Genomic DNA, 20,187 nt, shown 5'->3' with positions numbered 1-20,187 from the left:
CACCTCCTTGCCTCTGCCATGTGTTCCTACGGCAGCCCATCTCCACCGGCGGGTGCGGCCCACGCCAGGCGCCCACCCTGCGCTGAAGGCCCGCTCCGTGCTGGAGTACAACGGCAACCACGTACTCGCGCACTACGGAAGGGCACGAGCCCATGACCGGAACACGCCCCGTCCGCTGGGGTGTCCTCGCCACCGGTGGCATCGCCCACGCCTTCGCCGAGGATCTGCGGCTGATCCCCGACGACGCCGAACTCGTCGCCGTGGGCTCCCGCAGCGCTGACGCCGCCCACAGATTCGCCGACCGGCACGGCATAGCCCGGGCCCACGGCAGCTGGCAGGACCTGGCCGTGGATCCCGAGGTGGACGTCGTGTACGTCGCCACCCCGCACTCGGCCCATCGCGCGGCGGCCGCGCTCTGTCTGGAGGCGGGGAAGGCGGTGCTGTGCGAGAAGCCACTCACCCTCAACCTGGCCCAGGCGCAGGACCTGGTGACCATCGCCCGCAAGCGGAACGCCTTCCTGATGGAGGCGATGTGGACCTACGTCAACCCCGCCGTGCTGCGGATGCGGGAGCTGATCGCCGACGGTGCGATCGGTGAAGTCCGCTCCGTCCAGGCCGACTTCAGCATCGCCGTACCCTACGACGCCACACACCGCCTGCACGACCCGGCCCAGGGCGGCGGCGCCGTGCTCGACCTCGGCGTCTACCCCGTCTCCTTCGCGCACCTGCTGCTGGGCGCCCCCGACGCCGTCTCGGCCTGGGCGCATCTGAACCCGCAGGGAGTCGACGACAACACCGGCATCCTGCTCGGCTACGACAGCGGAGCCGTCGCGGTGCTCTCCTGCTCCCTGGGCACCCGGACGGCACAGCACGCCTCGGTCAACGGCACCCTGGGCCGTATCGAGTTCGCCCGCGACTTCTTCCACGCAGGCGGCTTCGCCCTGCACCGCCAGGGCCACGAGCCCGAGGAGATCCGCCTGCCGGCCTCCCCGGGCAACGGCTACACCCACGAGGCACGGGAGGTGGCCCGCTGCCTGCGCGCCGGCCTCACCGAGTCGCCGTACGTCCCGCTGGACGGCACGCTCGCGGTCATGGCGACCCTGGACGCCGTACGCGCGGGCATCGGAGTCCGCTACCCGGGCGAGTAAGTCAGCGCACGAAGCGGAATTGCGACAACCCACCGTTCCGGAGGCCGCGGTCGACGGCAGGAAAATGCGTTGAGCGGGGTGATCTTCGGCGGGTAGTGTCCGGGACACCGTGACGCCGCGCGAGAACGCGAGAAGCAGAGGAGGTGAGACCCATGAACGTGGTAGCTGTGTGGGTGCTCCCCCTCTTGGTCACGGGTGGGCGATCGATATAGGTGTCGCCGGGAGCGCCTCGACAACAAGGCACTCCCGAAAGGCAACACCTATGTCCTCTTTGCAGTTCACCGCCGAGTCGTCGTCGAACGACATGGTCCAGCGCGACTTCACTCTGGGCGAGGTCCCCGGCGTCCTCTGGTCGCCTGCCTCCGGCGCCGAGCGTGCGCCCCTGGTTCTGATGGGGCACGGCGGCGGCAATCACAAGAAGCACCAGGCGATGGCGGGCCGCGCGCAACTCCTGGTGACCAGCTGCGGCTTCCATGTCGCGGTCATCGACGCGCCCGGTCACGGCGACCGGCCGCGCACGGCGCACGACGAGCAGGAGATCGCCGTCATGCAGCGCGCGATGGCGGCGGGCGAGCCGGTCGGCCCGGTCGTCGTCCGCTACAACGCCCACCTGGCCGAGCGGGCCGTACCGGAGTGGCAGGCCACCCTGGACGCCCTCCAGGAACTGCCGGAGATCGGCACGGACGGGCCGGTCGGCTACTGGGGTCTGAACATGGGCACCGCGATCGGCGTGCCGCTGGCGGCGGCCGAACCCAGGATCACCGCCGCGGTCTTCGGCCTCCACTGGCCCGACGCCCTGGCCGAGAAGGCGAAGCAGATCACCATCCCGATCGAGTTCGACATGCAGTGGGACGACGAGCACATCCCGCGCGAGGCCGGTCTGGCGCTGTTCGACGCCTTCGCCTCCGCGGAGAAGACCCTGCACGTCAACGCGGGCAGGCACAAGCGACTGCCCCGGTTCGAGGCCGACAGCGGGGTCCGCTTCTTCGCCCGCCACCTGCGCCGGGTGGTCACGTCACCGGCCTGACCTGACCTGATCCAAGGGGTGACGGCGCCCGGCCACGCGCCGGGCGTCGATGGCGGCACACCCCTCGTACTCTGATCCCGTGCCCACCTCCCGCCTCCACCGCGTCGCCGTCCTGGTCCTCGAAGGCGCGAAGCCGCTCGATGTCGGCATTCCCGCGCAGGTGTTCACGACCCGCGCGAGCATGCCGTACGAGGTGCGGGTGTGCGGGGCGGCACCGGGTCTTGTGACCGGCGGGGACGGGCTGGCGTACCACGTCGCGGACGGGCTCGACGCGCTCGGCTGGGCCGACATCGTGTTCGTGCCGGGCTACCGGTTCCCGGACCGCGAGGACCCGCCGCGGGCCGTGGTCGACGCGCTGATCGCCGCCCATGAGCGGGGCGCGCGCCTCGCCGCCATCTCCACCGGCGCCTTCGCGCTCGCCGCCACCGGCCTGCTCGACGGCAAACGCGCCACGACGCACTGGCACTACACGCGGGCCCTCGCCGAGAAGCATCCGCTGGTCCGGGTCGACGAGAACGTCCTGTTCGTCGACGAGGGCAGCGTCCTCACGTCCGCCGGCGCCGCCTCCGGCATCGACCTGTGCCTGCACATCCTGCGCGGCGACCTCGGCGTGGCCGCCTCCAACCACGCGGCCCGGCGCCTGGTCGCGGCGCCCTACCGCAGCGGCGGCCAGGCGCAGTACGTGCCGCGCAGCGTGCCCGAACCGCTCGGCGAGCGATTCGCCGCCACCCGCGAATGGGCCCTGCACCGGCTCGACGAACCCCTCAGCCTCGACACCCTCGCCCAGCACGCCGCGGTCTCACCGCGCACCTTCTCGCGGCGCTTCGCCGAGGACACCGGATACACGCCGATGCAGTGGGTCATGCGCGCCCGCATCGACCTGGCCCGTGAGCTGCTCGAACGGTCCGAGCGCAGCGTCGAGCAGATCGCGAACGACGTGGGTCTGGGCACCGGCGCCAATCTGCGCCTGCACTTCCAGCGCATCCTCGGGACGACGCCGAGCGAGTACCGGCGCACCTTCACCCGCGGCGAATAGCCGAGCCCCCGGAGCCTGGCGCGATCCTTTCGAACCATGGCGCTCACGCCACGGCCGCCCACCCGCCCCGCACGCCAGGCTGGTGGTGAACCCAGACGAGCCGCAGAGACACCAAGGGGTATTCATGACTCGCGTCGCCATCAACGGATTCGGCCGCATCGGACGCAATGTGCTGCGCGCCCTGCTGGAGCGCGACAGCACCATCGAGATCGTCGCCGTCAACGACCTCACCGAGCCCGCCACCCTCGCCCGGCTCCTCGCCTACGACTCCACGGCCGGCCGGCTCGGACGACCGGTGACCGTCGACGGGGACACCCTGGTCGTCGACGGCCGGCGCATCAAGGTCCTCGCCGAACGCGACCCGGCACAGCTGCCCTGGGCCGAACTCGGCGTCGACGTCGCCCTGGAGTCCACCGGCCGCTTCACCTCGGCCAAGGCCGCCCGCGCCCACCTCGACGCCGGCGCGAAGAAGGTCCTCGTCAGCGCGCCCTCGGACGGCGCCGACGTCACCCTCGCCTACGGCGTCAACACCGACGCATACGACCCCGAGCTGCACACCATCGTCTCGAACGCCTCCTGCACGACCAACGCGCTCGCCCCGCTCGCCGCGGTCCTCGACGAACTCGCCGGCATCGAGCACGGCTTCATGACCACCGTGCACGCCTACACCCAGGAGCAGAACCTCCAGGACGGCCCGCACCGCGACGCCCGCCGCGCCCGCGCCGCCGGCGTCAACATCGTGCCCACCACCACGGGCGCAGCCAAGGCGATCGGCCTCGTGCTGCCCGGCCTCGACGGCAAGCTGTCGGGCGACTCGATCCGCGTACCCGTCCCGGTGGGCTCGATCGTCGAGCTGAACACCACGGTCGCCCGCGACGTCACCCGGGACGACGTACTGGCCGCCTACCGCGCCGCGGCCGAGGGCCCGTTGGCCGGCGTCCTCGAGTACTCCGAGGACCCGCTGGTGTCGTCCGACATCACCGGCAACCCGGCCTCCTCGATCTTCGACTCGGCCCTGACCCGCGTCGACGGCCGCCACATCAAGGTGGTCGCCTGGTACGACAACGAGTGGGGCTTCTCCAACCGGGTGATCGACACGCTGGAACTCCTCGCGGCCGGCTGAGCGGCGCCCGCCGTCCTCACCTCGGCCGCGGTGAGGGCGGCCAGCCGCGTCCGGGGCCGTATGCGCGAATCCACCCGGTCCGCCGTCCTCGGCCCCTGATGAGCCGGCCCCATGCGCTCAGCAGGCCCCTCTTACTGCTCCTGGCCTCGGCCCTGGCCCTCGCCGGGTGCGGGCAGCCGTCCGACTGGACGCTCGCCAAGCAGCGCATGGTCCGCCTCGGGTTCGCCGACCTCAAGAACCTGGACATCGACCCCCTGCCCGTTATGCGCACAGCGGGCTACGACTACGGCACGCCCAGATCGGCGAGGACCGTCAGCGCGAGGAGCTGGAGGCACGGCTGACCGCGCGGCCCCAGGACCCCGACGCCCCCTCGGCCCTGGAGAAGCAGCGCCGCTGGAACCGCGACGCCGTCCGCAAGGCCCACGACATCCTTGAGGGCCGGCCCTGACGACCGGCCCTCAGGGGCTGCCTCAGGGCTTGCGCGCCACCCCGCAGAACTGCGTCACGTCGACGATCTCGCCGACCTCGGGCTGCCGCGCACGCCAGCGCGAACACGACACCACGCCCGGCTCCAGCAGCTCCAGACCGTCGAAGAAGCGCAGCAACTGCTCGCGGCTGCGGAGCTTCATCGGCGCCGAGCCCTGCTCGTTCCAGCTGGCCACCGCCGCCGTCATGGCCTCGGTGTGGACCTCGGCGGTGGGATGGGCGAGCGCCAGATAGCTGCCCGAGGGCAGGGCGGCGACGAGCCGGTCGACGATCTCGTACGCCTGCTCGTCGTCGCTCACGAACTGCATGATGCCCAGCAGCATGAGCGCCACCGGCTGCTGGAAGTCCAGCGTCCGGGCGGCGCCTTCGAGGATCGGGCCGGGTTCGTGGACGTCGCCGTCCAGATAGTCCGTGACGCCCTCGGGGCTGCTGGTGAGCAGCGCCTGGGCATGCACCAGGACCAGCGGGTCGTTGTCGACGTAGACGATCCGCGTCTCCGGGGCCAGCCGCTGGGCGACCTCGTGCGTGTTGTCCGCGGTGGGCAGGCCGGTGCCCAGGTCGAGGAACTGGCGGATGCCCGCCTCGCCGACCAGATGGCGCACCGCACGGCCCAGGAACGCCCGGTCGGCCCTGGCGGAGTCGACGATCTCCGGGAAGTACTCCAGGACTTGGTCGCCCATGGCGCGGTCGGGGGCGTAGTTGTCCTTGCCGCCCAGCCAGTAGTTCCACACCCGTGCCGAGTGTGGGGTGGTCAGATCCAGCCGCGCCAGCACGGCCTCGCGGTCGGCGGCCGGTTCCTCGGTCATGACACGCTCCTCGTCCTGGACCGGCGGCCCCCTCGACCGCCGCCCTTCGCGCCTCTTGGCAAGCGACAACGTAGCGGGCAGTACAGGTTCAGGCCACCGATTCCCGGGATCTTGACAGCCGCGGCTCAGCTCTCAGAAGTACCGTGCTTCCGGACGGCAGCCGGCCGCCCCCTCCAACAGGCCGCCGTCGCCCCGCCCGCGCAGCCAGCGGTCGAAGAAGGCGGCGACGTAGGCCCGTTGGGCGGTGATCGCGTGCCGCGGGGCGATGGTGCCGATGTTCTCGACGACGGTCTTGCGGGGCAGGCCGAGCCGCCGGGCGATCTGCGGGATCATGGCTTCGGCGTCGGTGTACGTGGCGTGCTGTGCGCCCCGCAGGCTCAAGCCCCGGTGCCAGCCGCGGCTGTTGCGCCACAGGGCACTCCAGGACGGCACGGTGTCGAGGTCGTTGCCGTCCTTTCCGATCAGGAGGAAGGGGCGGTCGAGGCCCTCGGCGGCTACGGTGGACAGGTTGCCGGGGGTGCTGTCTTCCTGGACGTATGCGAGCACACCGTCCAGGTTGGCCGCTGCTGTGATGCGCGGGTCGTCGTGCATGGTCTGCAGGGCGGTGAAGCCGCCTGCCGACTGGCCGAACATGCCGATGCGGCCGAAGTCCAGCCTGCCGCACACGACTTGGGGCAGCGCGCTCGGAAGTGCGTCGAGGAGGAAGCGGGCGTCGGCCACGCGTACGTCCATGGTCTTGCGCAACAGGGCGGTGATGCGCCGCTGGTCCGGGTACGCCTTGGCGAACTCCGCGGGCAGGACGGAGCGTTCGACGCGGCCGCCGGGGAACTCGACGGCGCAGGCGTCATAGGTGTGGTCGAGGGTCACCACGGCGTAGCCGCGGGAGGCGAGGTCGTCGCAGAGTGTCGTGCCCAGGGAGCGCGGGTCCCCGGCACCGGGGGAGTAGCAGACCACCGGGAACGGACCACCGTCCCGAGCGACCGGGGCGCCTTCGTGAGCGTGCGTGCGGGTGGCGGCCCAGTCGACCCGGGTGCTGGGCACATCGGTGAAGCTGTTCAGGGCCGCGAACCCGGCTGCCTCGCCGGGAAGCATCTGGGGCGCGGCCGGATACCCGTCGGCGGTCCGGGCCGGATAGCGGATGCCGACCATGAGCTCCCGGAACGGCTGCGAAGCGACCCAGGGATCGGCACGCGAGGCATCGACGAGCCGCACCGAGACCGTCCCCACCGGGTACGGCCCGCTGGGCGCGGGCAAGGTCAGCCGTACCGGCCCGGCCGTGCGCGGCTCGGTGGCCGCCGCTCGTGCCGGGACGGCGGACACGGCGAGTGCTGCCATGGCCGACAGCATGGCGGCGCGACGGGTCTGCATGCCTGAACTCCCTTGTCTGTACGGGTGAAACGGTCACGTACAGACTTGTGGAGCGACCCGGTCGCCGACCATCCGGCAGGCCGGTCGATGCGCATGGGGGTTATCCCACAGACCCGTCGCACGCCGCACGCCGCACGTCGCACCTCGCACGTCTCACGCCTCATGCGGACTGTGGGTGTGCCCGTGCCCGTGCTCGTGTTCCCCGGCGTCGGGTGAGCCGCCCATCATCCGCAGCATGGCCGGTCCGCCGGTGCGCCAGAACCGTACGAGCAAGGTCGCGGCCAGCAGCAGAAAGACGAGGTTGAGCCAGGTCGTGTAGTTCCAGGTGATCCCTTCCTCGGGAATCGTGGCATCGGCCTGGTCGGGGATCAGACCGAGCCCGCCGAACGCGAACTCGACGACGTAGCCGGCGACGGCCATCGCGGCGAAGAAGGTGCCCAGGAGGAAGACGGCCGTGCGGGCGCCGTAGTACTTCCGGTAGATGTTCAGGATGGGGAGGATCAGCAGGTCGGCGTAGATGAAGGCGATCACCCCGCCGAAGCTGATGCCGCCCTTCCACAGCACCACGGCCAGCGGCACGTTGCCGATCGAGCAGACGAACGTGGCGACGGCCACCAGCGGCCCGACCAGCGGGCCGATCAGTTTGGCGGCGAGCGGATGGTCCGCGAGGAAGAACGTGCGCCAGAAGTCGTCCGGCACCCAGGCCGCGATCGCCCCCGCGATCAGCAGCCCCGCCACCAGGTCCCGCACGATCGCCGCCCACTCCATGACGAAGATGTGCGACACGGACGTGAAGCCGGCCCGGGAGAACAGGCGCCGGGCGAAGCCGCCCTCCGCCCGCACCGACATGTCCATGGCCGCGTGGCCCTCCATCGACCCCGCGATCCCACGCTCCGCCTGCTCCCGCGCCTGGCTCAGCAGCCGCTCGCGCAGGAACATGCGGAACAGCACGGCGAGTACGACGATCATGATCGGCCCGCCGACGAACTCGGCGGCCGTGAACTGCCAGCCCATGAGCAGCGCGAGAATGATGCCGAGCTCCACCACCAGATTGGTGGAGGCGATCTCGAACGCCATCGCCGCCGTGAAGTCGGCGCCCTTGCGGAACAGTGAACGGGCCAGGGCCACGGCCGCGTACGAGCAGGACGACGAGGCTGCCCCCAGCCCGGCCGCCAGGGTGAGCGTGCGCGGCCGGTCGTCACCCAGCAGCCGGACGACCGTCGACCGACGGACCACCGCCTGCACCACGGCCGACAAGGCGAAACCCAGGATCAGCGCCCAGGTGACCTCCCAGGTCATCGACCCGGCGATGGACAGCGCGTGGCCGATCGCTTCCACAGGGCACCTACTTCTGCTTCCGGCGGGTACGGATGGGTTCACCACGATGTGCCGGCGTGCCGCGTGGCACCCATGCCGTGGACGATATCCGGCGCACCTATGGGGCCGGTTGCCCTTGTGCGGTGTTGTGCGGCTGTGCCTACGACGGCCGGCAGAGAAGGGCGACACCCATGGCCCGCGCGAACAGCGGACCGCGGGACCACACGCCGACCCGCACAGGGACTACGTCGTCCCGGTCCACGCCCTCTTCGCGCGGCTGCTGTATCCGGCATGTCCGCCGGCATCGTCGACCGCGCCGTCGACGAGGACGCCGTACGGACGACGGCTCTCGCCCTCGCGCAGCCGCTGGTCGGCAAGGCGGGAGACACGCTCGCCACCATCAGGACCCGTATGTACGCACCGGCCCTCGCCGCCCTGCGTGACACGGCCGACCCCTGGGCCGACCGCACGGGCTCGGCCGCCTCCGCCCGTGGGTGGAGGCCTCTCCATCGACCCGTGGGTGGTGGTGATCCACTGGGTGCGCGGAGCACGCTTGAGGCATGGGTTCTCTCCACTCGGCGCTCGTGACTGTCAGCGGTGTCTGCGTCCTGGTCTTCGTCGTGGCCTGGATCGTGGGCGCCGTCTACTTCGGCGTGAAGAGCCGGGCCGCTCTGCGCGGCTGGGCGCGTGGGCTGCGACACACGCTGCCTCGCCGGCTTCTGCTGGCAGCGGGCGCTGTTGCCCTGTCCACGCTGGTCCGTCACTCGCGGGGTTTCTGGCGTCATCTGCAGTTCTGGCAGCCCGAACTCGCCCTCCTGGGCGCTCTGCTCGCCGTCGCCTCCACCGCGCTGCTGCTGTGGGCCCGCTGGGTTCTGGGCACGATGTGGTCCGGAGTCCCGATGGTGCGGGACCACCACGAACTGCGCACCGACGGCCCCTACCGGCTGGTCCGCCACCCCATCTACACCGGTCTGCTCGGCCTGGTCACCGGATCCATGCTCGCCTGCGGCTTCGGCGTCTGGATCGCCTTGATGGTGGTCTCCATACCGTGGCTGCTACGCCGGGTCCGGATCGAAGACGCCCTCATGGCCGGCCAGTTCGGTACTTCCTACGACGCCTACCGCGCTCAAGTCCCGGCGCTGATCCCTCATATACGCCGATGACGGTCCTCGTCAGCGGACGTCGTGCCGGCGGTGGGCCCGGCCGTACGCGTGCCGTGCCTCGGCGATGACGGCACGGTGCGCAACACTCCTGCGCAGCAGACCGCTTGGTCCGCGGATCGGATCGACCGGTGTCCCTCTCGTACGGGGAACACACCTGACCAGGCAGCGGTGGGGCACCGAGAGCCCCGGCCGCGGCTCGTCCGGACGACGGGTCAGATGATGGCGAGCCGGTCCACCAGCAGTTCCACCCGCTGCTCGGTGTCCCCCGGCGGTAGCCGTCCCTCCCGGGTCAGGGTGGCAAGGCCGTGCAGGGCCGCCCAGAACGTCTCCGTGTACAACCCCGGGTGGACGCCGTCCCCGGCGACCTCGCCCAGGGTCTCCAGCAGGGCGGCGAAGGCGTCTTTCAGCGGTTCGGGGGTGTCCTCCTGCGCGTACGGCAGGCCGCCGTCGAGCTGGAACAAGGCGTCGTAGACCGCCGGGTTGCGTTCGGCGAACTCCAGGTAGGCGCGGGCCAGTGCGGCCACCCGCCCGCGCGGGTCGTTCGCGGCGGAAGTCGCGGCCCGCACCGCCGCGGCCAGCTCGGCGGCGCCCTCGAGGGCGACGGCGCCGATGATCTCGCGCTTGCCGCGGAAGTGGCTGTAGAGGACGGGCTGGCTGTATTCGATGCGCTCGGCGAGCCGGCGGGTGGTGACCGCGTCCCAGCCCTGCTGCTCTGCGAGTTCGCGGGCTGTCGCCACGATGAGGCGCTCGCGCTCCGCCCGTTCGCGCTGCTTGCGTTCCTGTACCGACATGATTGGAATCCTAGCACCGCTAGACAATCGAGCGGCAGTAGTACTAGCGTTGCCTCATCCGCTAGCAACGCTAGATTTCAGGAGGGGGCATCATGCTCACCGCACTCGAGGTCTTCACCACCGTGGTCGTCGGCGTGATGGTGGGGTGGAGTTCTCCGTCGCCTTCGTCATCAACCCGATCCTCAACGCCCTTCCGGAGGACAGTGGCCAACTCGGCCACGCCCACGGGGGCCGGATGCTGGGCGCCGTCATGCCGTTCTGGTACATCGGTTCACTCGTCCTCGCCGCCATCTGGGCCGTCGCCAGGTGGCACCACCACGGCACCGGCCTCGTCGTCACCGCCGCCGCGCTGCTGATCCTCAGCGTGATCATGTCGATTCTGCTGCTCGTCCCGATCAACAACCGGAACAAGACGTGGACCCCTGGCAACCGGCCCGCCGACTGGAAGCAGCAGCTGAACCGCTGGAACCGCTACCACTATGTCCGCGTCGCCGTCCTCATCGCCGCCTTCGCCCTGCTCGTCGCCGCCCTCGCCTGAGGGACTTCGGATTTCAGACGCCACGCTGGTGGCGCGCAGTCCCAACAAAGGGGGAGAACAATGTCGCTGAAGAAGATCAACACCGTCCTGGCCGCCGCCTTCATCCTCTTCATCCTCTGGTTCGGAGGGGAGTTCATCCTGAGCCCGGAGGCGACGGCGCCGACCTTCGGCCTGCCGAGCTGGCCGTCCGGCGACGGCGGCGGCTTCCTGATCATCAAGGGAATCCGTGATGTCGTCATGGCCCTGGTCCTGGGCATCCTGCTGGTGACGGGCCAGCGTCGGGCGCTGGGCTGGGTCCTGATGGTGGAGGCCCTCGCCGCGTACGGGGACATGGCCACCGTGCTGGCCCACCACGGCTCGGTGGCCACCGCGCTCGGCGTCCACGGCCTGACCGCGACGCTGATGGTGGCCAACGGGCTGCTGATCATGCGCGAGACCCGCAAGGTGGCGGCCGCCCCGGCAACGACCGCTCCGCAGCCCGCCTGACACCCGCCACCTCGGCACTGGTTGGCATGCGCCTGTCAGTGCCGGGAAAGGTGAGGCGCACAGTCTCCTGCCAGTGGGCGGCGGCCTGGGCCCGTATCTGCGAAGCACCGCCTCGCAGATACGGGCCCAGGCCTTTCCCATTCCGGTCGGCGTCACACCGGAAGCGGCATGAGGGCGCAGCGCACCGGCTCGGCGTGCGCCGGGTCGAGGCGGACCGGGGAGCCGATCGTCCGGTCCTTGGCTGCCGGGCCCACTTCCCGGTGGGTGAGGCCCACACCGTCACGGCCCGAGAAGTACGACACATCAGGAGCCGGCATGCATCGGAGCGTGTCCCCGGCAGGCTGCGGTCGGTCCGGTGGCCGCGCGTGCGGGCCTGGCCGCCGCCGGCCGCAGGTACGGCCGCCTGGTCAGGAGGTGGTGGCAGGGGTGCGAAAATAGTGGCCCTTGTCGAGGTCGTCGAGGAGGCCGGGACCGGTGGGCTGCCAGTCCAGGAGTTCGCGGGTCAGAGTGCTGGACGCCGGGCCGTCGAGTGCCAGGAAGCGACCCAGCCAGGCGAAGTGTTCCGTCGCGGCGTCGGGGGCCACGGAGACCACCGGCACATCGAGGTGACGGCCGATCACCTCGGCGATGTCGCGGATCGGGACGCCTTCCTCGGCGACTCCGTGCAGCACCGTGCCCGCCGGTGCCTTCTCGACTGCCAGGCGGAACAGCCGTGCGGCATCGAGTCGGTGGACGGCCGGCCAGCGGTTGGCGCCGTCGCCGATATGGCCGGAGACACCCTTGTCCCGGGCGATGGCGACCAGGGCGGCCATGAACCCGTTGTCCCCTTCGCCGTGGCAGGTCGGAGACAGCCGCACCACGGAGGAGCGCACCCCGCGCGAGGCAAGTGCGAGCAGCTCCGCGGCGGTGGCGGAGCGTATGGACACCGGCGAGCCGTCGACCGCGGGCATGTCCCGCTCGCTCGACACCTGGCCCGGCTTGAGGCCGACCAGTCCGGAGGCGAGGACAAAGGGACGGTCGGTGCCGGCCAGCGCCTCGCCGAGGGTGTCGACGGCGCGTCGGTCGGCCTCGGCAGCGCCCTGGAAATCGCCGGTGAAGGCGAGGTCGTGCTTGAAGGCGAGGTGGACCACCCCGTCCGAAGCGGCGGCGGCGCCGGCCAGGACGTCGAGGTCGTCGACGGTGCCGCGGACCACGTCCGCACCGGCGGTGGTGAGGGCGGCGGCGGAGGCGTCGGAGCGGGCGAGCCCGACGACCTGATGCCCGGCGTCCAGGAGTTCGGGAACGAGGGCGGAGCCGATCCAGCCGGACGCGCCCGTTACGAAGATGCGCATAGGAGAGCCCCAAACTGTCGATGTCAGTGACTGTCATCAACGCTAACATGTGATGTCAGGAACTGTCATCACGTAGGATCTGCTCATGAGCAGATGGGAGCCGAACGCGCGCGAACGCCTGGCGAAAGCGGCGTTGGAGCTCTACGGCGAGCGCGGCTACGAACAGACCACGGTGGCGGAGATCGCCAAACGGGCCGGTCTCACCGAGCGGACCTTCTTCCGCCACTACGCGGACAAGCGCGAGGTGCTGTTCAGCGGTTCCAGCGAGTTGCAGGAGCTGTTTGTGAACGCGGTCGCCGAGGCCCCGCAGTCCGTGGCCCCGATCGACGCGGTCGCGGCCGGCCTCGAGGCGGTCTCCACCGTGTTCGTCGGCCGCCACGGGCACGCCCGGCGGCGACACGCCGTCATCGTGGCCAACGCCGTACTCCAGGAGCGCGAGCTGATCAAGCTCGCCTCGCTGTCGGCGGCGCTCGCCGACGCCCTGCGCCGACGCGGTGTGCCGGAGCCGGCCGCAAGTCTCACCGCCGAGGCGGGGGTCGCCGTCTTCAAGATCGGCTTCGAGCGCTGGGTCGAGGCGGCCGAGGAACGCACGATGGCGCAGTTGATGCGGGAGTCATTGGACGAACTCAAGGCCGTGACCGCGGGTGGCTGAAGCCTCGCGGTCCGGACGGGTCAGGACAAGCTGTTGATCTTGGTGCGGACCTGGTTCACGATGGCAGCCGGGAGCGTCGCGTAGCCCTCGAAGCTCAGGTCCTGCTGGCCCTTCACGCCGGCGATGTACGTCAGGAACGCCTTGGTGGCGGGCCATGTGGCCGGCTTGTTGCCCTTGTCGCAGACGATCTCGTACGTGACCATGCCGATCGGATACGCCCCCGGGGTCTTGGTCGCGTAGTCGAGCCTGAGCACGAGATCGTCACCGCTGCCGGCGATTTTGGCAGTGGAGATCGCCTTGGAGGCCGTGAAGACACTGGCGTCCACGGGAGCGGTGGCGCCGGTGTCGATCGAGACCGTGGGAATGTCCCGGGCGATCGCGTAGGACAGCTCGACGTAGCCGATCGCACCCAGGGTCTTCTTCACCTGGTCGACGAGGCCCGAGGACTTCTTGGCCGGATCGCCGCCCTTGGCCTTCCACTCCTTGCTGTGCCCGTGCGGCCAGGCGCTCGGTGCGGCGGCGCTCAGATAGGAGGTGAAGTTGTCCGTCGTGCCGGAGGAATCGGAACGGTGGGCCGCCCGGATGACCGTCGACGGCAGCTTGGTGCCGGGGTTGAGTTTCGCGATCGCCGGATCGTTCCACTTCGTGATCCGGGAGTCGAAGATCTTGGCGAGCGTGGACGCGTCCAGGACCAGCTTCCTGACGCCCGGCAGGTTGTAGCCGATGGCGATCGGGCCACCGACCGCCGGCAGGTGGATGGCCCGGCCGCCGTCGGAGCACACGCTCTTGGACTGGGTGATCTGGGTGGCGCTCAGTGCGGAGTCGGAACCCGCGAAGGCGGTTTTTCCCTGCAGGAAATCGGTCTGGCCGGCACCCGAGCCGTTGCCCTCGTAGCTGATCCGGGTGCCGGGGCAGGCTTGTGTGAAGTTCTTGATCCAGGACTTCATCGCGAACTCCTGCGCGGTCGAGCCGGAAGCCGGCACATGGGCCGCCTTGCCGCACTTGACGCCGCTGGCGGCCGTGGTGGTCGGCGCGGCGGCCGTGGACGATCCGTTGGACGACCCGGAACCGCCGCTCGAGCCGCAGGCCGTCAGAAGCAGGGTGCCGGAGACAACCGCCGAGCCGGCCGCCAAGGTACGCAGCCTGCTCTTCCGCTGAGGCTTCACTCTTCGGTGCTCCTTGCTCGTGGGCGGCCGGGGTCGGCGCAGCGGAAGGATTGATGACCGTGGATCAGGTGGCGGTCACAGCCCGCACCTTCGGGGAACTATACGCATCAAAGCGGACAATTCCGGTAATGGTCTCCTCGGTCTGGAGCCGTTTGCGGGGCGACGTCCGCCGTCGGGGCCCGCACCCGGTGGAGCCGCGGGCGTCGGCTTCTGAGCCGGCCGGCTCATGAACCCGTCCCTGCCCGAACCCTCGCCGCCAGCCGGGCCAACTGGCCTCCCGCGCTACACCATCCGGTGGCTTATGGCCGCCAGAGCGTTATTCGTGTCTCCGATTTTCTGATCATTCCACTATCCGGCTCTTGGTACTGACCGGCCGTCACGAAGCCCCGAACCGAGTCGAGGAGAGTGGAGAAGATGACGAAATCGCCGCGATGGCGATCCGTTCTGACGCCAGCCTTCATGGCTGCCGCCCTTGGCGCTGCCGCGCTGTCGAACGCGGGAAACGCCTACGCCCAGGACCTCACCACCCCGCACCCGCCGTCCCCGGCACCGCCCGCTTATCCGGAACATCCGGGGAAGCCTGCGCATCCAGCTCAGCCCGTGAAGCCCGCGCACCCGGAGAAGCCCGCTTATCCGGAGCATCCGGTGAAGCCTGCGTATCCGGAGCATCCGGAGCATCCGGTGAAGCCGGCTTATCCGCAGCAGCCGGTCAAGCCCTCGTATCCGGCCCAACCAGTGAAGCCTGCTTATCCGCAGCAGCCTGTGAAGCCTGCGTATCCGGCTCAGCCGGTCAAGCCTGCATATCCGGAGCATCCGGCGAAGCCTGCGTATCCGGTGAAGCCTGCGTATCCGGAGCATCCGGTGAAACCCGCGTATCCGGCTCAGCCTGCGAAGCCCGTGTATCCGCAACAGCCCGTGAAGCCTGCGTATCCGGCTCAGCCGGTCAAGCCTGCTTACCCTCAGCAGCCTGTGAAGCCTGCGTATCCGGCCCAGCCTGTGAAGCCCGCGTATCCGCAGCAGCCCGTGAAGCCTGCGTATCCGGCTCATCCGGTGAAGCCTGCGTTCCCGGTGAAGCCTGCGTATCCGCAGCAGCCGGTGAAGCCCGCGTTTCCGGAGCATCCGGTGAAGCCTGCGTTCCCGGTGAAGCCTGCGTATCCGCAGCAGCCGGTGAAGCCCGCGTTTCCGGAGCATCCGGTGAAGCCCGCGTTTCCGGAGCATCCGGTGAAGCCTGCGTTCCCGGTGAAGCCTGCGTATCCGCAGCAGCCGGTGAAGCCCGCGTTTCCGGAGCATCCGGTGAAGCCTGCGTTTCCGGAGAAGCCTGCGTATCCGCAGCAGCCGGTGAAGCCCGCGTATCCGGAGCACCCGGTGAAACCTGCGTTCCCGGAGCATCCGGTGAAGCCCGCGTTTCCGGAGAAACCTGCGTATCCGCAGCAGCCCGTCAAGCCTGCGTTCCCAGAGCACCCGGAGAAGCCTGCGTATCCGGAGCATCCGGCGAAGCCTGCCTTCCCGGAGCACCCGGTGAAGCCTGCGTATCCGGAGCACCCGGTGAAGCCCGCGTTCCCGGAGCACCCGGTGAAGCCCGCGTTCCCGGAGCACCCGGTGAAGCCCGCGTTCCCGGAGCACCCGGTGAAGCCCGCGTTCCCGGAGCACCCGGAGAAGCCCGCATTCCCGGAGCACCCGGCGAAGCCCTCGTATCCGGACCAGCCGTCGAAGCCGGATCACTCGAAGTAGCCGTCGAAAGGGCACCGTTCGACCCACTGGACGCGGAGCGCGGGCGGCTCGCCCCGCTCGCGAACCGCTTTGAACACGATGAGGAGAAGTCGATCCTGGGTGGTGCGGCGGTCAGGCCTCGTGCCTGCGCGGCACGGCCGCCGGCGTGACGGCGATGGGTGTCCTCGCCTTCGACCCGGCGGCCCGGGAAGGAACGTAGGGGCGTCGGATGGACGCTGACTGCCCCTCGGGGGCTGTCGCGCCGGGCCCGGATGATCGGGCCCGGCCACCGGCCGGCCGGGGCTACCAGCCGAATGCGCCGCCCTCGATGAGGATCAGCAGCCCGAGGGTGATCAGGACCGACGGGAGCAGGACGTGCCCCCAGCGGCTGAGTGCCCTGGCGACGACCGGCCGGGTGGCGAAGAAGCGGCCCGCGAGGCACCACACGGCCACCAGGGTCAGGAAGACCACGGCATACACGCTCATCCCACCCGGGCCGGCGGTGGCGAACACGGGGACGTAGACACCGATGTTGTCGCCGCCGTTGGCGAAGGTGACCGCTGCGACCTCCAGCGTTCTTGGGCCGCCGCCCTGGGGCGTCTCCTGCGTGTCGTTCTGGTCCTCGCCGTCACGGTGCTGCCACGCCTGCCAGGCCGTCTTCAGGCCCAGTGCGAAGGGGAGCAGTCCGAGATACGGGATGGCCGACTCGGGCAGCAAAGTGGCACCGAACGCCGCGGCGACGGCGACGGCGAGGATGGCGGCGAAACCGATGTACTGGCCGAACGTGATCCGGCGGGCGGAGCCGCGGTGGCCTGCGCCCTGCGCGAAGAACAGCGACAGCAGCAGGATGTCGTCGATGTTGGTGACGGCGAACAGCCCGGCCGCCTGCGCGACCATGCCCAGGTTCATGGATGGACGTCAGTTCGGTCGGCGTAGGCCTGCGACGAGGAGTTCGACCAGTCGGCGGGCGTCGTAGCGGGGGTCGCTTTCCGCGCCGATGCAGAGGTTGCCGACGCCCCGCATGAGCTCGTAGGCCTTCAGGTCGGACCGGATTTCGCCGGAGGCGGCTGCCGCGTCGAGCAGTTGGGTGCACACGGGCACGAGGCGGTCGAGGAAGTAGGCGTGCAGTGTGTCGAAGCCTGCGTCGTCGGACTGCAGTACGGCGGCGAGTCCGTGCTTGGTGACCAGGAACTCGACGAAGAGGCCGATCCACTGGCCCAGCGCTGCATAGGGGGTCGGGCTGCTCGCCAGCAGGGCCGGACCGGCCTCGGCGCAGGCCTCGACCTGGTGCCGGTAGACGGCGACGATGAGGTCCGCGCGCGTCGGGAAGTGGCGGTAGATCGTGCCCATCCCGACGCCGGCCCTCGCCGCGATGTCGCGCACCGGCGCTTCCACGCCCGAGGTGACGAAGACCGCGGCGGCCGCGTCGAGCAGGGTCTGCTCGTTGCGCCGGGCGTCCGTCCGCTTGGGCCGGGCTGCGCGCCCTGCGCCCCTGTCGCCGTCGTTCACCGTGCCATTCCCTCCGCCATCGGGCTTGCTGAAGCGGAGCAACGTTCCGTATCGTAATCGGAGCGACGTTCCGCTTTGCTCATGATGCCAGAGCCGGAGCCCCGCGACCAAGTCATGCCTGGTCGCAACGCACCGCCACCCACCCGCAATGGAGGAACACGGTCATGCAGTACCGCACCTTGGGCCGCACCGGTGTGCAGGTCAGCTCGCTCGCGCTCGGCGCGATGAACTTCGGCAGCATCGGGCGCACCACCCAGGACGAGGCCACCGCCATCGTCGACGCCGCGCTCGAAGGCGGGATCAACCTCATCGACACCGCCGACATGTACGGCGACGGTGAATCGGAGGAGATGGTCGGCAAGGCCATCGCGGGCCGCCGCGACGACATCGTGCTGGCCACGAAGGCGGGCTTGCCCATGGGCGAGGAGCGCAACCACCGGGGCAGCTCGCGCCGTTGGCTGGTCACCGCGCTGGACGACAGCCTGCGCCGGCTCGGCGTCGACCACGTCGATCTCTACCAGATCCACCGGTGGGACCCGAGCACCGGCGACGAGGAGACGCTGTCAGCTCTGACCGATCTGCAACGCGCGGGAAAAATACGCTACTTCGGGTCCTCCACCTTCCCTGCCCACCGCATCGTGCAGGCCCAGTGGGCCTCGCGTGAGCATCACCTGGGCCGTTACGTCACCGAGCAGCCCAGCTACTCGGTCCTGCAGCGCGGGATCGAGACGCACGTCCTGCCGGTGACCGAGGAGTACGGGCTCGGAGTGCTGGTGTGGAGTCCGCTGGCCTCGGGCTGGCTGTCGGGGGCCGTCCGTGCCGGACGCTCCATCACCACCAGCCGCTCGACGATCATGCCGCAGCGCTTCGACACCGGGCTTCCCGAGAACAGGGCGAGGCTCGACGCCGTCGAGCGGCTGGCCGAGCTCGCCGACCAGGCCGGACTGACGATGATCCAGCTCGCCCTCGGATTCGTGACCGCCCATCCGGCCGTGACCAGTGCGCTCATCGGCCCCCGCACGCTGGAGCACCTGCGCTCCCAGCTCGCCGCCGCCGACACCGTGCTCCCGGCCGACGTACTGGACGCGATCGATGCGATCGTGCCCCCCGGCACGGACCTGGCCCCGCACGAGAAGTACGACACCCCGCCCGCTCTGCTCGACCCGTCACTGCGACGCCGCTGACCGTCCGAGGAGGAACGGCAACACCATGACGACGACCGCACCGCGAGTCCGCTTCGGCATCATGACCGCCCCCATGCAGGTCGACTATCGCGACATCCTGCGGGTCTGGCGCGAGGCCGACACCATTCCGGAGATCGAGCACGCCTGGCTGTTCGACCACCTCATGCCCATCGCAGGCGACCCTGAGGGACCCATCTACGAGGGCTGGACGCTCCTCGCGGCCCTGGCCGCACAGACCCGCCGTCTTCGCCTCGGCCTCCTGGTCACCAGCAACCGGTTCCGCCCGCCGGCCGTGCTGGCCAAGATCGCCACGACCGTCGACGTCGTCTCCGGCGGCCGGCTCGACCTCGGCCTCGGGGTGGGGTCCCGGCCCGACCCGCCCGAGGCCCGGCGTGAGTATCCGGCGTACGGCCTGCCCTTCCAGGACACCGCCCACGCCGTGGAGAGTCTGGCCGAGGCGTGCACGGTGATCCGGCGCCTGTGGACCGAGGAGCAGCCCTTCGACTTCCACGGCACTCACCACCACCTCACCGGAGCCTTCGGCAACCCCAAGCCCGTCCAGCGCCCCCATCCGCCGATCCTCATCGGCGGACGTTCATCCGCGACCCTGCGCGTGGCCGCCGAGCACGCGGACCTGTGGAACATGCCGGGCGGGGACATCGACGACGCGGTCCGCCGCAGCGCCCTGCTGGACCGCCACTGCGCCGAGCTCGGTCGCGACCCCGCCTCGATCACGCGCTCGATCGTCCTGCACGTCTCCTACGACCGTCCGGCCGCCACGAGGGACGCGATCGCCGAGGCGGCCGACGCCGGCTTCCGGCACATCGTCCTGGGGCTGCCGTCGCCCTTCCCCGACGGTGTCGCGCGCCGGCTGGCCGACGAGATCATCGGCGCGTCGGCCCTCGTATGAACCGCTGAGAGGGCAGCAGGGAAGCGGGATGGCAGGGCAGGTCACCACCATCACGTCCTGGCACCTGACCGGCGACTGGTTGGACGTGTGCCAGTGCCGCATACCTCGGGCCGATGGCCGGCGCAGTTCGTGGGGATGTTACCCGCATGCGGAATTGCGTAATTTCGCAATTGGTTAGATGCTGGCTTGGTAGTGCTTGCAGGTAGTGCGGGCGCAACCTCCGCGCCTGACCACGAGCGCGGGGACCTGTACGGGAATTCGAGGGGTCGTGTCCGCGTGCTGGAACTGCTTCAGGACGGGCCGATGATGTTCGCCGGGCGGAGCGAGCCGCCGGCCGCACCGCGGGAAGCCGGGGCTGTCGCGTGATGGCCGGGGGAATCGGCCGGGCGTGGGCCCGGATCGCGGTGTTGCTGCCGGGGCGCGGAGACCTCGCAGA

At 70.2% G+C, this 20,187-nt stretch carries 21 protein-coding genes and 1 pseudogene; 13 read left to right on the top strand and 9 right to left on the bottom strand.

Annotated elements, in window-relative coordinates; translation table 11 throughout:
* The first annotated feature begins 152 nt into the window (after positions 1-152).
* The 5 genes from ACFY1U_RS10445 (at position 153) to ACFY1U_RS10425 (ending at position 4,675) form a co-directional block, all read left to right on the top strand.
* On the top strand, positions 153-1,148 hold the full coding sequence (locus ACFY1U_RS10445) for a Gfo/Idh/MocA family protein (RefSeq protein WP_390693711.1): 996 nt from the start codon (positions 153-155) through the stop codon (positions 1,146-1,148).
* Positions 1,149-1,410: 262 nt separating this feature from the next.
* The gene (locus ACFY1U_RS10440; protein WP_390693710.1) at positions 1,411-2,175 is read left to right on the top strand and encodes a dienelactone hydrolase family protein; all 765 of its coding nucleotides are present in this window, start codon (positions 1,411-1,413) and stop codon (positions 2,173-2,175) included.
* A 79-nt stretch (positions 2,176-2,254) separates the two neighbouring features.
* Positions 2,255-3,211 carry a GlxA family transcriptional regulator gene (locus tag ACFY1U_RS10435; RefSeq protein WP_390693709.1) on the top strand — a complete coding sequence of 319 codons (957 nt, stop codon included), beginning with the start codon at positions 2,255-2,257 and terminating at the stop codon, positions 3,209-3,211.
* 124 nt (positions 3,212-3,335) lie between these two features.
* Positions 3,336-4,334, top strand: coding sequence for a type I glyceraldehyde-3-phosphate dehydrogenase (gap, locus tag ACFY1U_RS10430; RefSeq protein ID WP_390693708.1), 999 nt, complete (start codon positions 3,336-3,338; stop codon positions 4,332-4,334).
* 98 nt (positions 4,335-4,432) lie between these two features.
* A complete protein-coding gene (locus ACFY1U_RS10425) occupies positions 4,433-4,675 on the top strand; it encodes a hypothetical protein (RefSeq protein ID WP_390693707.1) in 243 nt (80 codons plus the stop codon).
* Between the two features lie 129 nt (positions 4,676-4,804).
* Here ACFY1U_RS10425 and ACFY1U_RS10420 read toward each other — a convergent pair whose 3' ends face one another.
* From ACFY1U_RS10420 to ACFY1U_RS10410, 3 genes are all read right to left on the bottom strand, one after another.
* Positions 4,805-5,626: an SAM-dependent methyltransferase gene (locus ACFY1U_RS10420; protein WP_390693706.1), complete on the bottom strand. Its 822-nt coding sequence runs from the start codon at positions 5,624-5,626 to the stop codon at positions 4,805-4,807.
* A 132-nt stretch (positions 5,627-5,758) separates the two neighbouring features.
* On the bottom strand, positions 5,759-6,994 hold the full coding sequence (locus ACFY1U_RS10415; RefSeq protein WP_390693705.1) for an alpha/beta hydrolase family protein: 1,236 nt from the start codon (positions 6,992-6,994) through the stop codon (positions 5,759-5,761).
* 153 nt (positions 6,995-7,147) lie between these two features.
* A complete protein-coding gene (locus ACFY1U_RS10410; RefSeq protein ID WP_390693704.1) occupies positions 7,148-8,332 on the bottom strand; it encodes a permease in 1,185 nt (394 codons plus the stop codon).
* 270 nt (positions 8,333-8,602) lie between these two features.
* Here ACFY1U_RS10410 and ACFY1U_RS10405 point away from each other — a divergent pair, with 270 nt between their 5' ends.
* Entirely contained in the window at positions 8,603-8,899 is a 297-nt protein-coding gene (locus ACFY1U_RS10405; RefSeq protein ID WP_390693703.1) for a hypothetical protein, read from the top strand.
* Positions 8,872-9,474, top strand: coding sequence for a methyltransferase family protein (locus tag ACFY1U_RS10400; RefSeq protein WP_390693702.1), 603 nt, complete (start codon positions 8,872-8,874; stop codon positions 9,472-9,474). The genes ACFY1U_RS10405 and ACFY1U_RS10400 overlap by 28 nt, the downstream gene beginning before the upstream one ends.
* A gap of 212 nt (positions 9,475-9,686) precedes the next feature.
* On the opposite strand, the gene ACFY1U_RS10395 is transcribed toward ACFY1U_RS10400, so the two are convergent.
* Positions 9,687-10,265, bottom strand: a complete 579-nt coding sequence (locus ACFY1U_RS10395; RefSeq protein WP_390693701.1) for a TetR/AcrR family transcriptional regulator — start codon at positions 10,263-10,265, stop codon at positions 9,687-9,689.
* Between the two features lie 92 nt (positions 10,266-10,357).
* Here ACFY1U_RS10395 and ACFY1U_RS10390 point away from each other — a divergent pair.
* Positions 10,358-10,803 (top strand): annotated as a pseudogene (locus tag ACFY1U_RS10390) (anthrone oxygenase family protein).
* A gap of 60 nt (positions 10,804-10,863) precedes the next feature.
* On the top strand, positions 10,864-11,289 hold the full coding sequence (locus tag ACFY1U_RS10385; RefSeq protein WP_390693700.1) for a DUF4267 domain-containing protein: 426 nt from the start codon (positions 10,864-10,866) through the stop codon (positions 11,287-11,289).
* 152 nt (positions 11,290-11,441) lie between these two features.
* Here the strand turns inward: ACFY1U_RS10385 and ACFY1U_RS10380 are convergent, their stop codons facing one another.
* Together ACFY1U_RS10380 and ACFY1U_RS10375 are read right to left on the bottom strand one after the other, a co-directional pair.
* Positions 11,442-11,606, bottom strand: coding sequence for a hypothetical protein (locus ACFY1U_RS10380; RefSeq protein ID WP_390693699.1), 165 nt, complete (start codon positions 11,604-11,606; stop codon positions 11,442-11,444).
* A 90-nt stretch (positions 11,607-11,696) separates the two neighbouring features.
* Positions 11,697-12,620, bottom strand: a complete 924-nt coding sequence (locus ACFY1U_RS10375) for an SDR family oxidoreductase (RefSeq protein WP_390693698.1) — start codon at positions 12,618-12,620, stop codon at positions 11,697-11,699.
* Positions 12,621-12,705: 85 nt separating this feature from the next.
* On the opposite strand from ACFY1U_RS10375, the gene ACFY1U_RS10370 reads away from it, so the two are divergent.
* Positions 12,706-13,272: a TetR/AcrR family transcriptional regulator gene (locus ACFY1U_RS10370; protein ID WP_390693697.1), complete on the top strand. Its 567-nt coding sequence runs from the start codon at positions 12,706-12,708 to the stop codon at positions 13,270-13,272.
* 20 nt (positions 13,273-13,292) lie between these two features.
* Here ACFY1U_RS10370 and pstS read toward each other — a convergent pair whose 3' ends face one another.
* Positions 13,293-14,438, bottom strand: a complete 1,146-nt coding sequence (gene pstS, locus ACFY1U_RS10365) for a phosphate ABC transporter substrate-binding protein PstS (protein ID WP_390693696.1) — start codon at positions 14,436-14,438, stop codon at positions 13,293-13,295.
* Between the two features lie 405 nt (positions 14,439-14,843).
* Between pstS and ACFY1U_RS10360 the strand changes: the two genes are divergently transcribed.
* The gene (locus tag ACFY1U_RS10360; protein WP_390693695.1) at positions 14,844-16,169 is read left to right on the top strand and encodes a hypothetical protein; all 1,326 of its coding nucleotides are present in this window, start codon (positions 14,844-14,846) and stop codon (positions 16,167-16,169) included.
* A gap of 282 nt (positions 16,170-16,451) precedes the next feature.
* Here the strand turns inward: ACFY1U_RS10360 and ACFY1U_RS10355 are convergent, their stop codons facing one another.
* Together ACFY1U_RS10355 and ACFY1U_RS10350 are read right to left on the bottom strand one after the other, a co-directional pair.
* Positions 16,452-17,057 (bottom strand): cadmium resistance transporter, encoded by a 606-nt coding sequence (locus tag ACFY1U_RS10355; RefSeq protein WP_390693694.1) that lies wholly within the window; start codon positions 17,055-17,057, stop codon positions 16,452-16,454.
* Positions 17,058-17,066: 9 nt separating this feature from the next.
* A complete protein-coding gene (locus ACFY1U_RS10350; RefSeq protein WP_390693693.1) occupies positions 17,067-17,657 on the bottom strand; it encodes a TetR/AcrR family transcriptional regulator in 591 nt (196 codons plus the stop codon).
* A gap of 164 nt (positions 17,658-17,821) precedes the next feature.
* Between ACFY1U_RS10350 and ACFY1U_RS10345 the strand changes: the two genes are divergently transcribed.
* Positions 17,822-18,841 (top strand): aldo/keto reductase, encoded by a 1,020-nt coding sequence (locus ACFY1U_RS10345; RefSeq protein WP_390693692.1) that lies wholly within the window; start codon positions 17,822-17,824, stop codon positions 18,839-18,841.
* A 25-nt stretch (positions 18,842-18,866) separates the two neighbouring features.
* Complete coding sequence (locus tag ACFY1U_RS10340; RefSeq protein ID WP_390693691.1) at positions 18,867-19,751, top strand: LLM class flavin-dependent oxidoreductase; 885 nt, start codon at positions 18,867-18,869, stop codon at positions 19,749-19,751.
* Positions 19,752-20,187 lie beyond the last annotated feature (436 nt).

The organism is Streptomyces sp. NPDC001351 (assembly GCF_042896045.1).
Lineage (GTDB): Bacteria > Actinomycetota > Actinomycetes > Streptomycetales > Streptomycetaceae > Streptomyces.
The sequence above is the reverse complement of the archived record's forward strand: the minus strand, read 5'-3'. Positions and strand labels throughout refer to the sequence as shown.

What these genes read in the sequence shown, in the direction of transcription:
- ACFY1U_RS10445 (WP_390693711.1), top strand. Translation starts at nt 153, where the DNA reads ATGACCGGAACACGCCCCGTCCGCTGGGGTGTCCTCGCCACCGGTGGC.
- ACFY1U_RS10440 (WP_390693710.1), top strand. Translation starts at nt 1,411, where the DNA reads ATGTCCTCTTTGCAGTTCACCGCCGAGTCGTCGTCGAACGACATGGTC.
- gap (WP_390693708.1), top strand. Translation starts at nt 3,336, where the DNA reads ATGACTCGCGTCGCCATCAACGGATTCGGCCGCATCGGACGCAATGTG.
- ACFY1U_RS10425 (WP_390693707.1), top strand. Translation starts at nt 4,433, where the DNA reads ATGAGCCGGCCCCATGCGCTCAGCAGGCCCCTCTTACTGCTCCTGGCC.
- ACFY1U_RS10420 (WP_390693706.1), bottom strand. Translation starts at nt 5,626, where the DNA reads ATGACCGAGGAACCGGCCGCCGACCGCGAGGCCGTGCTGGCGCGGCTG.
- ACFY1U_RS10415 (WP_390693705.1), bottom strand. Translation starts at nt 6,994, where the DNA reads ATGCAGACCCGTCGCGCCGCCATGCTGTCGGCCATGGCAGCACTCGCC.
- ACFY1U_RS10405 (WP_390693703.1), top strand. Translation starts at nt 8,603, where the DNA reads ATGTCCGCCGGCATCGTCGACCGCGCCGTCGACGAGGACGCCGTACGG.
- ACFY1U_RS10400 (WP_390693702.1), top strand. Translation starts at nt 8,872, where the DNA reads ATGGGTTCTCTCCACTCGGCGCTCGTGACTGTCAGCGGTGTCTGCGTC.
- ACFY1U_RS10395 (WP_390693701.1), bottom strand. Translation starts at nt 10,265, where the DNA reads ATGTCGGTACAGGAACGCAAGCAGCGCGAACGGGCGGAGCGCGAGCGC.
- ACFY1U_RS10385 (WP_390693700.1), top strand. Translation starts at nt 10,864, where the DNA reads ATGTCGCTGAAGAAGATCAACACCGTCCTGGCCGCCGCCTTCATCCTC.
- ACFY1U_RS10380 (WP_390693699.1), bottom strand. Translation starts at nt 11,606, where the DNA reads ATGCCGGCTCCTGATGTGTCGTACTTCTCGGGCCGTGACGGTGTGGGC.
- ACFY1U_RS10375 (WP_390693698.1), bottom strand. Translation starts at nt 12,620, where the DNA reads ATGCGCATCTTCGTAACGGGCGCGTCCGGCTGGATCGGCTCCGCCCTC.
- ACFY1U_RS10370 (WP_390693697.1), top strand. Translation starts at nt 12,706, where the DNA reads ATGAGCAGATGGGAGCCGAACGCGCGCGAACGCCTGGCGAAAGCGGCG.
- ACFY1U_RS10355 (WP_390693694.1), bottom strand. Translation starts at nt 17,057, where the DNA reads ATGAACCTGGGCATGGTCGCGCAGGCGGCCGGGCTGTTCGCCGTCACC.
- ACFY1U_RS10345 (WP_390693692.1), top strand. Translation starts at nt 17,822, where the DNA reads ATGCAGTACCGCACCTTGGGCCGCACCGGTGTGCAGGTCAGCTCGCTC.
- ACFY1U_RS10340 (WP_390693691.1), top strand. Translation starts at nt 18,867, where the DNA reads ATGACGACGACCGCACCGCGAGTCCGCTTCGGCATCATGACCGCCCCC.